General features: G+C 66.3%; 15 protein-coding genes. 7 read left to right on the top strand and 8 right to left on the bottom strand.

Annotated features, from left to right (window positions below; all coding sequences use genetic code 11):
- Positions 1 to 97 precede the first annotated feature (97 nt).
- From ACCQ05_RS07160 to ACCQ05_RS07145, 4 genes are all read right to left on the bottom strand, one after another.
- The gene (locus ACCQ05_RS07160) at positions 98 to 532 is read right to left on the bottom strand and encodes an OsmC family protein (protein WP_064507262.1); all 435 of its coding nucleotides are present in this window, start codon (positions 530 to 532) and stop codon (positions 98 to 100) included.
- A gap of 498 nt (positions 533 to 1,030) precedes the next feature.
- Positions 1,031 to 1,978, bottom strand: a complete 948-nt coding sequence (locus ACCQ05_RS07155; protein ID WP_104543523.1) for an aspartate carbamoyltransferase catalytic subunit — start codon at positions 1,976 to 1,978, stop codon at positions 1,031 to 1,033.
- A gap of 13 nt (positions 1,979 to 1,991) precedes the next feature.
- Positions 1,992 to 2,459, bottom strand: a complete 468-nt coding sequence (ruvX, locus tag ACCQ05_RS07150) for a Holliday junction resolvase RuvX (RefSeq protein WP_372393354.1) — start codon at positions 2,457 to 2,459, stop codon at positions 1,992 to 1,994.
- Positions 2,452 to 3,018, bottom strand: coding sequence for a YqgE/AlgH family protein (locus tag ACCQ05_RS07145; RefSeq protein WP_372393353.1), 567 nt, complete (start codon positions 3,016 to 3,018; stop codon positions 2,452 to 2,454). Before ACCQ05_RS07145 ends, ruvX begins: the two co-directional genes overlap by 8 nt.
- 78 nt (positions 3,019 to 3,096) lie before the next feature.
- Between ACCQ05_RS07145 and ACCQ05_RS07140 the strand changes: the two genes are divergently transcribed.
- Entirely contained in the window at positions 3,097 to 4,950 is a 1,854-nt protein-coding gene (locus tag ACCQ05_RS07140; RefSeq protein ID WP_372393352.1) for a DUF4153 domain-containing protein, read from the top strand.
- A complete protein-coding gene (locus tag ACCQ05_RS07135) occupies positions 4,947 to 5,486 on the top strand; it encodes a DNA-3-methyladenine glycosylase I (RefSeq protein ID WP_228962845.1) in 540 nt (179 codons plus the stop codon). The genes ACCQ05_RS07140 and ACCQ05_RS07135 overlap by 4 nt, the downstream gene beginning before the upstream one ends.
- 129 nt (positions 5,487 to 5,615) lie before the next feature.
- Here the strand turns inward: ACCQ05_RS07135 and ACCQ05_RS07130 are convergent, their stop codons facing one another.
- From ACCQ05_RS07130 to ACCQ05_RS07115, 4 genes are all read right to left on the bottom strand, one after another.
- The gene (locus tag ACCQ05_RS07130) at positions 5,616 to 6,290 is read right to left on the bottom strand and encodes a YitT family protein (protein ID WP_228962871.1); all 675 of its coding nucleotides are present in this window, start codon (positions 6,288 to 6,290) and stop codon (positions 5,616 to 5,618) included.
- Positions 6,291 to 6,566: 276 nt separating this feature from the next.
- Positions 6,567 to 7,160, bottom strand: a complete 594-nt coding sequence (locus tag ACCQ05_RS07125) for an MFS transporter permease (protein ID WP_372393351.1) — start codon at positions 7,158 to 7,160, stop codon at positions 6,567 to 6,569.
- The gene (locus ACCQ05_RS07120) at positions 7,157 to 8,287 is read right to left on the bottom strand and encodes a PilT/PilU family type 4a pilus ATPase (protein ID WP_029218821.1); all 1,131 of its coding nucleotides are present in this window, start codon (positions 8,285 to 8,287) and stop codon (positions 7,157 to 7,159) included. The genes ACCQ05_RS07125 and ACCQ05_RS07120 overlap by 4 nt, the downstream gene beginning before the upstream one ends.
- A 105-nt stretch (positions 8,288 to 8,392) precedes the next feature.
- Positions 8,393 to 9,430, bottom strand: coding sequence for a type IV pilus twitching motility protein PilT (locus ACCQ05_RS07115; RefSeq protein WP_372393349.1), 1,038 nt, complete (start codon positions 9,428 to 9,430; stop codon positions 8,393 to 8,395).
- A gap of 341 nt (positions 9,431 to 9,771) precedes the next feature.
- On the opposite strand from ACCQ05_RS07115, the gene ACCQ05_RS07110 reads away from it, so the two are divergent.
- The 5 genes from ACCQ05_RS07110 (at position 9,772) to ACCQ05_RS07090 (ending at position 13,455) form a co-directional block, all read left to right on the top strand.
- A complete protein-coding gene (locus ACCQ05_RS07110) occupies positions 9,772 to 10,464 on the top strand; it encodes a YggS family pyridoxal phosphate-dependent enzyme (RefSeq protein WP_228962842.1) in 693 nt (230 codons plus the stop codon).
- Positions 10,465 to 10,512: 48 nt separating this feature from the next.
- Positions 10,513 to 11,364, top strand: a complete 852-nt coding sequence (proC, locus tag ACCQ05_RS07105; protein ID WP_372393348.1) for a pyrroline-5-carboxylate reductase — start codon at positions 10,513 to 10,515, stop codon at positions 11,362 to 11,364.
- Positions 11,365 to 11,908: 544 nt separating this feature from the next.
- Positions 11,909 to 12,331, top strand: a complete 423-nt coding sequence (locus ACCQ05_RS07100; protein WP_104543508.1) for an HU family DNA-binding protein — start codon at positions 11,909 to 11,911, stop codon at positions 12,329 to 12,331.
- Between the two features lie 149 nt (positions 12,332 to 12,480).
- Positions 12,481 to 13,062, top strand: coding sequence for a M23 family metallopeptidase (locus ACCQ05_RS07095; RefSeq protein ID WP_372393347.1), 582 nt, complete (start codon positions 12,481 to 12,483; stop codon positions 13,060 to 13,062).
- A 90-nt stretch (positions 13,063 to 13,152) separates the two neighbouring features.
- Positions 13,153 to 13,455 carry a DUF3861 domain-containing protein gene (locus ACCQ05_RS07090; RefSeq protein ID WP_372393346.1) on the top strand — a complete coding sequence of 101 codons (303 nt, stop codon included), beginning with the start codon at positions 13,153 to 13,155 and terminating at the stop codon, positions 13,453 to 13,455.
- Positions 13,456 to 13,685 lie beyond the last annotated feature (230 nt).

The raw sequence follows: 13,685 nt of genomic DNA, 5'->3' as shown, positions 1-13,685 counted from the left end.
ACCGCCCTGAACCGGACGGGCCGTCAAAAGTCCTATTCAGGTTGTCGCCAGCTGCATGGCGCCGGCGCGTGCGCCAACGCCATGCACCCGCAAGGCGTCAGTTGGAGAATTCGGTATCCAGACTGATCGGCACTGCGCTCAATGCCTTGGACACCGGACAATTCTTCTTGGCGGTATCGGCCAGCTCGCGAAACTTGGCTTCGTCGATGCCGGGCACCACGGCCTTGAGTTTTAGGCGGATCTGCGACAGCTGCGGGCCACCTTCCATCGACAGGTCGACGTCGGCGCGCGTATCCAGCGAGGCCGGCGGGAAGCCCGCTTCGCTCAGCTGCGCCGACAGCGCCATGGTGAAGCAGCCGGCGTGCGCCGCGGCAATGAGCTCTTCCGGATTGGTGCCCTTCTCGTCGCCGAAGCGGCTGCTGAAGGCGTAGCGGGTGTTGTCCATCAGCCCGCTCTGCGGCGTGCTGAGCTGACCCTTGCCGGTCTTGAGGTCGCCTTCCCAGTGTGCGGTGGCGTGACGCGAAATACCCATTGCGGACTCCTGCGATGAAAGGGACCTCACGATAGGGGAGCGGGTGTTACGTGGTGGTGCTGGGATTTGGGATTTGGGATTTGGGAATCGCAAGAGCGGGCCGTGGGTCGGGTTTGTTGGCCGCGCGCTGGGCCATCGGCAATGAAAACCTGTGATCCGGAAATGCCGTTATTGCGTTATTGCTTCGCCACTCAACCGGCGACGCACTAGAGACTGCTGCAAATCTGGCGCAGCACACGTGCATGGCGAGCTTCATGATTTATGCGGTCGATACGATGCAACGGCGTGGCTGCACCTGGCACACAGTGCACACGGTGATGCGGCGCTTCATTTGCCAATGTGGGTATTTCAGCTGCACTGATAGCAGGCGACACGGCGCACTTGGCTCGATGACGCAGCGCTCAGGCGCGCACTTTCCGTATCGATTCGCGCGACCTGACTGGATCGCTTCACGTCCGCGCCCGCCTGGTGGCGGACGCGGGCGTTCTGCTGGTGGCATCAGCCCAGCAGGGTTTCCAGCACCGCCATGCGCACCGCCACGCCGTTGGCGACCTGGCGCAGCACGCACGATTGCGCGCCATCGGCGACCTCGTCGGTGATTTCCACGCCGCGATTGATCGGGCCCGGATGCAGTACCGCCGCATCGCGTCCGGCACGCGCCAGGCGCTCGCGGGTGAGGCCGTATTCGGTGTGGTACTGCTCCAGCGAGGGCACCAGTCCCTCTTCCATGCGCTCGCGCTGCAGGCGCAGCATCATCAACGCATCGGCGCCTTCCAGCATGGCGTCGAAGTCCTGGCCGACCACGCAGCCGTCCAGCATGTCGTCATCGGGCAGCAGGCTCGCCGGGCCACAGACACGGATCTCGCCAGCGCCCAGGGTGCGCAGCGCATGCAGGTCCGAACGCGCCACGCGCGAGTGCTTCACGTCGCCCACGATGACGACCTTGAGCCTGGAGAAATCGGTGCCCTTGGCCTGGCGCAGGGTAAGCATGTCGAGCAGGCCCTGGGTGGGGTGCGCGCTGCGGCCGTCGCCGGCATTGATCAGCGCGGTGCCCTCGCCGGCGGCGGCGGCCAGCGCTTCCACCGCGCCGTCGTCGGGGTGGCGCACCACGAACCCGCGCACACCCATGGCCTCGAGATTCTTCAGGGTGTCGCGCGCGGTCTCGCCCTTGCGGGTGGATGAGGTGGACGCATCGAAATTCAGGACATCCGCGCCCAGGCGCTGCGCGGCGAGATGGAACGAACTGCGCGTGCGCGTGGACGGCTCGAAGAACAGCGTGCACACCGCGGTGCCGGCCAGCACGCTGCGCTTGCCGACGCGGCCCACCGCGGCATCGCGGATCTGGCCTGCGCGATCGAGCAATTGCAGCAACGTGGCGCGCGGCAATCCTTCCAGGGTGAGCAGGTGACGCAAACGTCCATCCGAATCGAGTTGCATGGCGGTCATCGCAGGTCGGGAATCAGGGAAGAGGAGTGGCCTGGTCGGGCGCGGCCAACCAGCGTTCGACGATCACGGCCGCGGCCATCGCATCCAGTGCCTCGGCATCGCGGCGACGCTTGCGCCCATCGGCGCGCTCGCGCGCGAAACGCTGCGCGGCTTCGACCGAACTGGAGCGCTCATCGATCAATACCACCGGCAGCGCGTAGCGCTCGCGCAGCTGGCGGGCGAATGCATGGGCACGCTTGCGCGCCGGCTGGTCCTTGTCGTCCAGGGTGAGCGGGTCGCCGACCACCAGGCCGTCGGGCCGCCATTCCCTGTGCACGCGATCCAGCGCCACCCAGTCCGGACCGCTTGCGTGCATGTTGACCACCGCCACCGCGCGTGCGCCGGCACCCAGCGCGGTGCCGACCGCCACGCCGATCCGGCGCGACCCCACGTCGAAGCCCAGCACCGTGCCATCGGGGCGGATGGTGCCCGCCTCAGGCATGCCCGGAATAATCCGTCAGCCGGAACAGGTCCACCCCGATGCGTCCGGCGGCAGCCTGCCAGCGATCTTCCAGGGCGGTATCGAACAGCACGTCGGCATCGGAAGGCGCGGTCAGCCAGCTGTTCTCGCCCAGCTCGAATTCCAGCTGCCCCGCTCCCCAGCCCGCACAGCCCAGCGCCACCAGCGCGTTGCGCGGGCCTTCGCCGGCGGCCATGGCTTCGAGGATGTCGCGCGAGGTGGTCAGGAACACGCCCTGCCCCACTTCCAGGCTGGAATCCCATTCGCGCGCATCGTCGTGGATGACGAAGCCGCGCTCCGGATGCACCGGCCCGCCACTGAGCACGATCTGCTCGCACAACTGCGCGTCTTCGGTCTCGATCCCCATCTGCGACAGCACTTCGCCCAGGGTGTACTCGGACGGGCGATTCACCAGCACCCCCATCGCACCGTTCTCGTCGTGCTGGCAGATCAGCGCGACACTGCGGGAAAACGTGGGGTCGGACAGCGCCGGAAGCGCGATCAGCAGTTGGTTGGCCAGCGGCGTGGGTAAAACGGACATGGCCGCATTCTAGCCGTTCGTTTCGCCGCGCGCAGAGCCGCTGCCATACTGGCCCCTTGCCGCGAACATGGACCGTACATGCAAACCCTCCCCAGCACCGACAGCCTCGGCCCCGAGATGCCCCTGCCACGCCAGACCCGAGCCTTGATCGTGCTGGTCGCGCTGTTGCAGGGCGGACTGCTGTACCTGGCGGCCCTGGGCGCGCAGCACGGCGTGCGGCCGTTCACCGAACTGGGCGTGCGCATCTGCTGGTACACCCTGGTGATGACAGTGCCCAGCATGCTGCTGCTGAGCCTGCAGCAGCTGCGCGATCGCCGCCTGTGGCAGCACGTGGCAGGCACCACGCTGGTGTTGGCCGCACTGGGCAGCTGGGCGGCGTGGAGCGCCACCGGCGCACCAGCCCTGCAGATCGCCAGTGTCCTGTGGCCATTCGGCTTCACCGTCGCGGTCGGGTGGTTCGTCGCCCTGCCCTGGTTGCAGTATCGCCAGCAGCACGGCCACTGGCGGGCGGACTACCGCACCCTGTTCGACCATGCCTGGCAGAACGCGTTGACCCTTGCGCTGGCGCTGCTGTTCGTCTGGGTGTGCTGGATGGTGCTGTGGTTGTGGGCCAGTCTGTTCGCCCTGGTGAGGATCATGGTCTTTCGCGAGCTGTTCCGCGAACAGGCCTTCATCTATCTGGCCACGGGCGTGATGACGGGGCTGGGCATCCTGATCGGGCGCACCCAGCACCGCGCCGTGCAGGTGATGCGGCAGATCCTGTTCTCGCTGTGCACGGGCCTGCTGCCGCTGCTGGCCACGGTGAGCGTGCTGTTCTTGCTGGTGCTTCCGTTCACCGGCCTGCAGGCGCTCTGGCAGACCCGTTCGGCGGCGACGATCCTGCTGAGCCTGGTGTTCGGGCTGGTGCTGTTCACCAATGCGGTCTATCGCGATGGCGACGTACAGCCGCCGTATCCGCGCTGGCTGCGCCGGGTGGTCGAGGCCGGCCTGCTCAGCCTGCCCCTGCACGCGGCGCTGGCCGCCTACGCCCTGGTTTTGCGCATTGCGCAGCATGGCTGGACCGGCGAGCGCTTCTGCGCAGCCGTGCTGGCGACCCTGGCACTGGCGTACGCCCTGGCCTATGCGTTCGCGGTGCTGCGGCCGCGTGCGGGCCACTGGCTGACGCACCTGGCCAGCGGCAACATGCTGTTGTCGTGGGTGGTGATCGGCCTGGCGATCCTGATCAACAGCCCGTTGCTGGATCCTTACCGCATTACCGTGCACAGCCAGATCCAGCGGCTGGCGACCGGCACGCCCGAGAGCGAGAAGGCGAACCTGGAGTTCCTGCGTTTCGACAATGGCCGCCGCGGCTACCTGGCCGTGCAGTCGTTGCGCCAGAGCCCGGCATTTGCCGGTGATGCCGCGCGCAGGCAGCGGCTGGAACGGCTGCTGGCGCGCACCACGCGCTGGGGCCACGATGAAGAGCCCCAGGAGCCAACGCACAAGGAACTGACCGACCTGGAGCAGATCCGCCAGCGGATCGCCGTGGCTGCCGGCAAGAGCGAACCGCCGGCCGATTGGTGGACCTATCTGCTGACGTCCGCGCCGCGCCTGCAGGATCGGGGAGAGTGCACGCAGAACGACAGCCGCTGCATCGTCAGCAGCGACGACCTGGACCAGGACGGCCGGCCCGATGTGCTGCTCTGCGATGTCAAAGGCGAATACTCGATCGCATGCGTGCTGTATGCGCGCAACCAGGGCGGCTGGTATCAGGCAGGCACGACCCGGTTCTATTCCGGCAGCAGCGATACCCAAACCCTGGCACGCGAGGCACTGCGCGACGGCCAGGTGCAGGCACGTCCCAGCCGCTGGCCGGACCTGGTGCTGCCGGGCGACAGGCGCATGAGCATCAAACCGAGCGAAGAGGGCATCAGACCGGAGCGCACCCCATGAGCGGCTATTGCAGCATCGCCCCGGGCCACCCGGTGCACGGCCATTACCACGACCACGAATACGGCTTCCCGCAACGCGACGAACGCGAGTTGTTCGAACGCCTGGTGCTGGAAATCAACCAGGCCGGCCTGAGCTGGGAGACCATCCTGCGCAAGCGCGCCAATTTCCGGCAGGCCTACGACGGCTTCGACGTGGATACCGTGGCGGCCTATGGCGATGCAGAGATCGACCGCCTGCTGGGCGATGCCGGCATCATCCGCAATCGCCTGAAGATTCTGGCGGCCATCCACAATGCGCAGGTCATCCAGACGCTACGCCGTTCGCACGGCAGCTTCGCGCAATGGCTGGACGCGCATCACACGCTGGACAAGCCGGCCTGGATCAAACTGTTCAAGAAGACCTTCCGCTTCACCGGCGGCGAAATCACCGGCGAATTCCTGATGAGCCTGGGCTACCTGCCTGGCGCGCATCACGCGCAGTGCCCGGTCTACAGGAAGATCGCCAGGCTGAAACCGGCATGGATGCAGCACGCGTGAGCCGGCGCAGACGCGGCTCGGATGCAGCGCCTGGCCGATGCTGATCGGGCGGGCACGCGTCATCGTGCCGGCCTGCGCAATCAACGGCCACGGTAGCGACCAGCGCACTACGCGCCGAACGCGCGCAGATCACACGCCCATGTAGCGATGCGGGCGGTGATTGAACATCAGCACCAGGCTCAGCATCAATGCGCCGATCGCCGAATACAGCACCTTGTCCGGCTTCAATACGAAGAACGCCACCAGCATCAGCATCGCATCGAAGCTCATCTGCACCTTCCCCGCGCTCCAGCCGCGCTCGCGTTGCAGGTAGACGGCCAGGATGCCGATGCCGCCCAGGCTGCCGCGGTGGCGGATGAAGAACAGGATGCCAAGGCCGGACAGCGCGCCGCCGACAATGGCCGAAAACGCGGTGTCCATATGCGCATAATCGGCCCAGCGCGGCAGCAGATTGGTCAGCGCGCCGCAGGCAGCGACCGCCGTGAAGGTCTTCAGGGTGAATTCCCAGCCCATCCGGCGCACGCTCAACCAGTAGAACGGCAGGTTGACCAGCACGAACACCAGGCCGAAATTCCAGTCCAGCGCGTAGTGCAGCAAGAACGCCACACCGGCCATGCCGCCGATCATCAACCCACCCTTGGCGAAGATCGCAAGACCCAGCGACGCCACCAGGGTGGCCAGCACCATGCCCTGCACATCCTCGGCCACCGAGTGGTGATACGCGTGATCGTCGGCCGGGGTGCCGGCCGAATCCGGTGGTGGCGTCAACGGGCCGGAGGTGACCACGGCGCCATCATCGGGCAACGGCTCTTGCTCCGGACGCAGATCGGAATCGGGAAGGCTCACGGGCAGGGGCACTGCAGTGGGGTGCGATATTAGACACTATCGGCCGCCCCGGTTACATCTGAAACCACGGCGAATGCCATGCAAGGGCCAGGCGGTATCGGAACAGCCGGCACGCCGTGTGGACCAGGCGCTGAGCACTGCGCGCCACCGGCGGTGCAGCATGTCCGCTACAGGCCCGTGAACGCGGTCACCTGGCAACCCGCGCCCTGCCGTCCGCCACGCCGGATCGGCGCTCTAGCGAGCCAGCTGTAGCAGCGCAATCGCCAGCGCAGCAAGCGCGCTGAGCGTAAACAACAGCCCGCCGCTGAGCAGCCAGAGAATACTCAGCACGGTGAAGCGCTCGCGGCGCCATTCCGGGATGCCTTGCGCGCGCTTGAAGCGCCGCAGACGCAGATTGACCACAGCGATCGGCAGCCAACCCAGCACCAGGAAGAACGGGCGCGACCTTTCGGAGAACGTCAGCAGCAACAAGGCGATGAAGACCAGGGCGGCCAGCTGGAACATCCACCCGGATCGCGCCTTCAGTCCAATGCTGTTTCCCAGCAGCCGGAAGCAGGTCATCACCCACAGCGGCGCCAGCCCTGCCCGCCACACCGGCGAGATTCGCGGGCGCGCGGTGATCGCCCGCAGTGCGATCCAGTTGCGGTAGAACCAGTAGCCGCCGTAAGCCCCGAAGGTGCTGACAAACATCGCAACCAGCTTCCAGTTGGACGGTGCAAACAGCAGCGCCAGCGGCTCGTCCTCCCAGCGCTGCGCCAGCGGATCGGCGGCAGCGTGCGCGTTGCTGGTGGCTGCAACGGGGGCTTGCGTTATGTCCGAAGGCCTCACCGAACCTCGGCGATCTCCACGCCATCCAGCCCCTGCGCCAGGGTCTTGGCATCGCCGCCCTGCGACAGCTTGATGCGCAAACGCACCTCGTTCTGCGAATCGGCGTAGCGCAAGGCGTCCTCGTAGCTGATTTCACCGGCCTGGTAGAGCTCGAACAGGCTCTGATCGAAGGTGCGCATGCCCAGGTTGGTGGACTCCTTCATGATCTCCTTGAGCTTGTGGATCTCGCCGTCGCGGATGTAGTCCTGCACCAGTGGCGTGCCCAGCATGATCTCCATCGCCACGCGGCGGCCGCGCCCGTCCGGGGTCGGAATCAGCTGCTGCGCGACCACGCCCTTGAGGTTGAGCGACAAATCCATCAGCAGCTGGTTGCGGCGGTCTTCCGGGAAGAAGTTGATGATGCGGTCCATCGCCTGGTTGGCGTTGTTGGCGTGCAGCGTGCACAGCACCAGGTGGCCGGTTTCGGCGAAGGCGATGGCGTGGTCCATGCCTTCGCGGGTGCGCACCTCGCCGATCATGATCACGTCCGGCGCCTGGCGCAGGGTGTTCTTCAGCGCGTTTTCCCAGCTGTCGGTGTCGATGCCGACCTCGCGCTGGGTGATGATGCAGCCCTCGTGCTTGTGCACGAATTCGATCGGGTCCTCGATGGTGATGATGTGCCCGGTGGAATTCTGGTTGCGGTAGCCGATCATCGCCGCCAGCGAGGTCGACTTACCGGTACCGGTGGCGCCGACGAAGATGATGATGCCGCGCTTGGTCATCGCCAGCGTCTTGATCACCGGCGGCAGGCTCAGCTCTTCCACGGTGGGAATGCGTGTCTCGATCCGGCGCAGCACCATGCCCACCTGGTTACGCTGGTAGAAGCAGCTGACACGGAAGCGCCCGACCCCGGACACGCCGATGGCGAAATTGCACTCGTGGGTCTTTTCGAACTCCTCGCGCTGCGAGGGCGTCATCACGTTCAACACCAGGTCGCGACTCTGCTGCGCGGTCAACGGCGTCTGCGTGATCGGGCTGATCTTGCCATGCACCTTGATCGCCGGCGGCATGCCGGAGGTGATGAACAGATCCGACGCCTTCTGATGCGCCATCAGCTTGAGGAAGGAAGTGAAGTCGATGGTGCTCATGGCGTGCTCCTCTGGAGCAGGGATTCGGGAGTGGAGATTCGGGAGTGGCAAGAGCGGGGTCTGGAATGGGAGTCGCCGTTGCGATTCTCCAATCCCGAATCCCGGCTACTCGAATATCCGCTTGTCCTTGGCGTATTCGCGCGCCTGGTTGCGCGTGATCAGGCTGCGCTTGACCAGGTCCTGCAGATGCTGGTCCAGGGTCTGCATGCCGTATTGCTGGCCGGTCTGGATCGCCGAATACATCTGCGCCACCTTGTCCTCGCGGATCAGGTTGCGGATGGCCGGGGTGCCGACCATGATCTCCCACGCCGCCGTGCGTCCGCCGCCGACTTTTTTCAGCAGCGCCTGCGAAATCACCGCGCGCAGCGATTCGGACGGCATCGAGCGCACCATCGGCTTTTCGCCGGCCGGGAACACGTCGATGATGCGGTCGATGGTCTTGGCCGCCGAGCTGGTGTGCAGGGTGCCGAACACCAGGTGGCCGGTTTCCGCGGCGGTCAGCGCCAGGCGGATGGTCTCCAGGTCGCGCAATTCGCCGACCAGGATGATGTCCGGGTCTTCGCGCAGTGCCGAACGCAGCGCCTCGTTGAAGCCGTGCGTGTCGCGGTGCACTTCGCGCTGGTTGATCAGGCACTTCTGCGAGGTGTGCACGAACTCGATCGGATCCTCGACGGTGAGGATATGGCCGTATTCGTTCTTGTTGATGTAATCGATCATGCCGGCCAGGGTGGTCGACTTGCCCGACCCGGTCGGGCCGGTCACCAGGATCAGCCCCTGCGGCTGGTCGATCAGCTGGCGGAAGATCGGCGGGCAGCCCAGGTCTTCCAGCGTCAGCACTTCGGAGGGAATGGTACGGAACACCGCACCGGCACCGCGGTTCTGGTTGAACGCATTGACGCGGAAACGTGCCAGCGAGGGAATCTCGAACGAGAAATCGACCTCGAGGAATTCTTCGTAGTCGCGGCGCTGCTTGTCCGACATGATGTCGTATACCAGCGCGTGCACCTGCTTGTGGTCCAGCGCCGGAATATTGATGCGACGGACATCGCCATCGACACGGATCATCGGCGGCAGCCCTGCAGACAGGTGCAGGTCCGATGCCTTGTTCTTGACAGAAAACGCCAATAGTTCAGCGATATCCATGCGCTGCTTTTCCCCTAGGCTGCGATTGGAAGGTACTCCCCGGCCGGCAGTATAGCGTTCTGGCAGCGCGCGGGAAGCGGCCGGCCGCCGGTTCAGGCCGGCAGACCCGTGCAGGACTGAAGGCGTTGTTTTTCGGGCATGAGCGGCACGGCCCCTGCCCGCATCCGGACGCAGGTAGCGCCAACCGCGCCCGGCAACCGCCGCACATGCGCGCCGACCTGCCGCCCGATACGCCTGCGTGCACGTCCGCCTCCTTCTTCTATATACGCCGCCTGCCGCTGTGCGCTGGAAGCCAGCCACCGGCAGCGGCACACTAGCGTCCCCGTCCTTTGGATATTCCCGTGCCGGTTTCGTCGCTGCAGCAGATTCTCGATGCCATCCAGGCCGCGGCAGCCCAGCATGCCCGTAGCGAGGTCCGCCTGCTCGCAGTCTCCAAGACCAAGCCTGCCGAGGCCATCGCCGCGCTGGCCGCGCAGGGACAGCGCGCATTTGGCGAAAACTACGTACAGGAAGCCGAGACCAAGGTCGCCGCGCTCCGCGCATTGCAGCTGGAATGGCACCTGATCGGCCACCTGCAATCCAACAAGGCCGAGCTGGCCAGCCGGTGCTTCGACTGGGTGCAGACAGTGGACCGCCCCAAACTGATCCCGTTGCTGGCGCGCCATCGCCCCAACGATCGCGCACCACTGAATGTGCTGATCCAGGTCAATATCGACGATGAGGACAGCAAACACGGTTGCGCGCCGGAGACGATCGACGCGCTGGCCGACGCCATCGCACTGCAGCCGACGCTGCGCCTGCGCGGACTGATGGCCATCCCTGCACCGTTTCCCGAAGCGGCGCGGCGCGCACAAGCGTTTAGCCGCATGCAGGGGCTGTTCCAACAACTGAAGCAGCGCTTCGCGCAGGTGGACACCTTGTCGATGGGCATGAGCGCGGATTTCGCCGAAGCGATCGCGGCCGGTGCCACCATGGTGCGGGTGGGCACGGCACTGTTCGGCGCGCGCATGTCCTCGCCCGAGGCATCCGCCTGATCCGCGCTGCGTGCCGGCACTATCCATTCCTGTCTACTGGAGTCACCGATGACCCTGCCCCCTGCGTCTGCATCGTCCGCCAATGCCGGATCCATCGCCTTCATCGGCGGAGGCAACATGGCGCGCAGCCTGATCGCCGGGCTGATCCGGCAGGGCGTGCCGGCTGCAGGCATCCGCGTCGCCGAGCCGGTGGCCGAACTACGTGCGTCACTGTCGCGCGACTTCGGCGTGGAGACGCTGGATGACGCGCGCCAGGCTGCCGACGGAGCGGACATCTGGGTGCTGGCGGTCAAGCCGCAGGTCATGCCTGCGGTGTGCACGCAGCTGGCCGATCTCGCTCAAGCCCGGCAGCCGCTACTGCTGTCGATCGCGGCCGGCATCACCGCAACGCAGCTGCAGCGTTGGTGCGGCGGCGATGTGGCCGTGGTCCGCGCGATGCCCAATACCCCTGCCCTGCTCGGTGCCGGCGTCACCGGGTTGTACGCCACTGGGCGCGTCTCCACGACCCAGCGCGCGCAGGCCAGTCGGTTGCTGCAGAGTGCCGGCGTCACCGTGTGGATCGAGGAGGAAACCCAGATGGACGCGGTGACCGCCGTCTCCGGCAGCGGACCGGCCTATGTGTTTCTGCTGGCCGAAGCGATGGAAGCGGCGGCACGGGCGCAAGGGCTGCCGGCCGACAGCGCCCGCACGCTGGTGCTGCAGACCCTGCTGGGCGCGGCGCGCATGCTCACCGAATCGGGCGAGTCGCCCGAAGTGCTGCGCCATCGGGTGACCTCGCCCAACGGCACCACCCAGGCGGCCATCGAGACATTCCAGGCCGGCGGTTTCGAAGCGTTGACCGCGCAGGCGATTGCCGCAGCCACCGAACGCGGCCGCAGCCTGTCGGCTGCCAACGATTAGGCGAGCTGTGCCGGCTGCAAGGCCGACGGTCGATGCAGACGGGCAGCACTACGCAGTCCCGGACCAAGCATCGGTCGAGCGCACACCTGCAAGCAAAACCGCGCGGCGATGCGGGGGTGCAGCGCACTGGCGCAGTGCCGCCGCCGCACTGCAGCGCCTCCATGCAAAGCTCGCATGCGGACAGTGCAATCGATGCCAGGCACTGTCGCGCCGACAACGTCCTGGCGCGGCGTTGCCATCGCCCACCAATGCGTGCACCGACATCGCGCCACGGGCTGAGGGTATCTGTGCGAGCGCGCGCCTGCTCGCGCAACCCGCCTGCTGCTTTGCGGCAGATGCGAGGCAGACCTGCGCGTCGTACGTGTTGGGCACGCTGTTTTGTCCGCGTTCTGCGCCGCCGGTGAACGAATCCCGGTCGAAAGACGCTTTTTTTCGGCGGTTTCATCGTTTACCTATTGGCGGCGCGCAGCAGTTGCCCTACATTTCGCGTTGCCGACCGGGTCGGCAGACCCAACACCACCAACGAATACGGAACGCATAACCCATGGCAAAAACCGCCGCTAAGAAGGCTGCCCCCAAGAAGGCAGTGAAAAAGGTCGCCGCCACCAAGACCGCGAAGCCGGCCAAGGCCGCTACCAAGACCGCCGCGCCGAAGCCGATCAAGGAAGCCCTGAGCAAGACCGGCCTGGTCGCGCACATCGCCGAATCCACCCAGCTGGCTCCGAAGGACGTCCGCGCCGTGCTGGCTTCGCTGGAAGCCACCGCACATGCGTCGCTGAGCAAGAAGGGCGCTGGCAGCTTCACCCTGCCGGGCATGCTCAAGATCACCTCGGTCAACGTGCCGGCCAAGCCGAAGCGCAAGGGCATCAACCCTTTCACCAAGGAAGAGCAGATCTTTGCCGCCAAGCCCGCAACCTGCAAGATCAAGGTGCGCGCGATGAAGCGGCTGAAGGACGCAGCGCTGTAATCGCGCCTGCATCCGGTGTCATCGAGACGGCCTGCGGGCCGTCTTTTTTTGTGTTTCCCTGCCGTCTTGCAAGCGGTGCGATTGGACACACCACATCGCACTCATCGCCGCTTGCCTACCATGGCAGCGAGTTCGCACCCGAGTCCCCGATGACCGCACTCTCCCCCCGCAGCCCTGCCCGACGTGTGCGCCGGCTGCTGGTGTCGATCGCCCTGCTGTGCGCCTTGGGCGTGGCAGTGCGCTGGGCCTGGCAGTCGCCGATGGCCGAACGCCTACGCACCAGCTGGGAGTTGTCACGGATGCCGCCGCCGCAAGCGCTGCGGGTGCCGGTGCACAACGTGCGTGCCCGGCAGATCGCCGATACCTTCGGCGCGCCGCGGGGACGCGACCGTACGCATGCCGGGGTCGACATCTTCGCGCCGCGTGGCACTCCGGTGGTGGCATCGACACGCGGCGTGGTCAGCGCCATTCGCGATCGTGGCCTGGGCGGCAAGCAGGTCTGGGTACTCGGCCCGGCGATGGAGCGACACTATTACGCGCACCTGGACGCCTGGGCGGCAGGCCTGGCCGTTGGTGACGTGGTCGAGCCCGGCACGCCGTTGGGGATGGTTGGCACCACCGGCAACGCGCGCGGCACGCCGCCGCACCTGCACTATGGTGTGTACGGGCGCAACGGTGCGTACGATCCGCTGCCGTTGTTACGCAAGAGCGCGGCTTCTCCGGTCGACTGAGCACGCTGGAACACTGCGTCATGGCCCGCCCTATCGAGCGCGTCGCGGGCTGCGCCTATGGTGGCCCTATCCTGAAGTGACGCGACCACCATGTCCCGAAAACGCTATCGCATTACGGTCACGCCCATCGAGAACGACGGCCGCCCCTGCGACGACCGTTGCACCATCGAGTTCGAACAGCGCTCGCGCGCCGACTGGATGCGCCTGCTCGAAGAACTGCACCTGCGTCGCGACCTCAGCAGCGACGAGTGCGCTGCACTGACGGTCGGCTCGCAGTTACTGGAAGACCTGGCCGCACGCCCACGCGCACGGCCCAGCGATGCGCTGGACGCCTTGCGGCCCAGGCTGCAGGTGCTGCTCGAGCGCCTGCAGCGCGTGCATCCCGCGCCCTGAGCGCACAGCTGGCTGCTGGCGCCGTTACACTGCGCGCTTCGCGGACGGAGAGGTGCCATGCGCTGGATCGCCATTGCCATATCGCTGGCCGCATTGGTCGGTTGCAGCTGTCAACGCACCGCAGATCGCGCGATCGACGCGACAACACCCGCGTCCACCGCCACCGCGCCGCCACCATCGACTGGTGCAGCCGATCGCGACGCATCTTCGCCTGCCACGGCCGATTCGCC

The organism is Xanthomonas sp. NCPPB 3582 (assembly GCF_041475735.2).
GTDB classification, from domain to species: Bacteria; Pseudomonadota; Gammaproteobacteria; order Xanthomonadales; family Xanthomonadaceae; genus Xanthomonas; species Xanthomonas codiaei.
Note: the sequence above shows the minus strand (reverse complement) of the source record. Positions and strands in the feature narration are given on the sequence as shown.

What these genes read in the sequence shown, in the direction of transcription:
- ACCQ05_RS07140 (WP_372393352.1), top strand. Translation starts at nt 3,097, where the DNA reads ATGCAAACCCTCCCCAGCACCGACAGCCTCGGCCCCGAGATGCCCCTG.
- ACCQ05_RS07100 (WP_104543508.1), top strand. Translation starts at nt 11,909, where the DNA reads ATGGCAAAAACCGCCGCTAAGAAGGCTGCCCCCAAGAAGGCAGTGAAA.
- ACCQ05_RS07115 (WP_372393349.1), bottom strand. Translation starts at nt 9,430, where the DNA reads ATGGATATCGCTGAACTATTGGCGTTTTCTGTCAAGAACAAGGCATCG.
- ACCQ05_RS07095 (WP_372393347.1), top strand. Translation starts at nt 12,481, where the DNA reads ATGACCGCACTCTCCCCCCGCAGCCCTGCCCGACGTGTGCGCCGGCTG.
- ACCQ05_RS07155 (WP_104543523.1), bottom strand. Translation starts at nt 1,978, where the DNA reads ATGACCGCCATGCAACTCGATTCGGATGGACGTTTGCGTCACCTGCTC.
- ruvX (WP_372393354.1), bottom strand. Translation starts at nt 2,459, where the DNA reads ATGCCTGAGGCGGGCACCATCCGCCCCGATGGCACGGTGCTGGGCTTC.
- proC (WP_372393348.1), top strand. Translation starts at nt 10,513, where the DNA reads ATGACCCTGCCCCCTGCGTCTGCATCGTCCGCCAATGCCGGATCCATC.
- ACCQ05_RS07135 (WP_228962845.1), top strand. Translation starts at nt 4,947, where the DNA reads ATGAGCGGCTATTGCAGCATCGCCCCGGGCCACCCGGTGCACGGCCAT.
- ACCQ05_RS07145 (WP_372393353.1), bottom strand. Translation starts at nt 3,018, where the DNA reads ATGTCCGTTTTACCCACGCCGCTGGCCAACCAACTGCTGATCGCGCTT.
- ACCQ05_RS07120 (WP_029218821.1), bottom strand. Translation starts at nt 8,287, where the DNA reads ATGAGCACCATCGACTTCACTTCCTTCCTCAAGCTGATGGCGCATCAG.
- ACCQ05_RS07090 (WP_372393346.1), top strand. Translation starts at nt 13,153, where the DNA reads ATGTCCCGAAAACGCTATCGCATTACGGTCACGCCCATCGAGAACGAC.
- ACCQ05_RS07160 (WP_064507262.1), bottom strand. Translation starts at nt 532, where the DNA reads ATGGGTATTTCGCGTCACGCCACCGCACACTGGGAAGGCGACCTCAAG.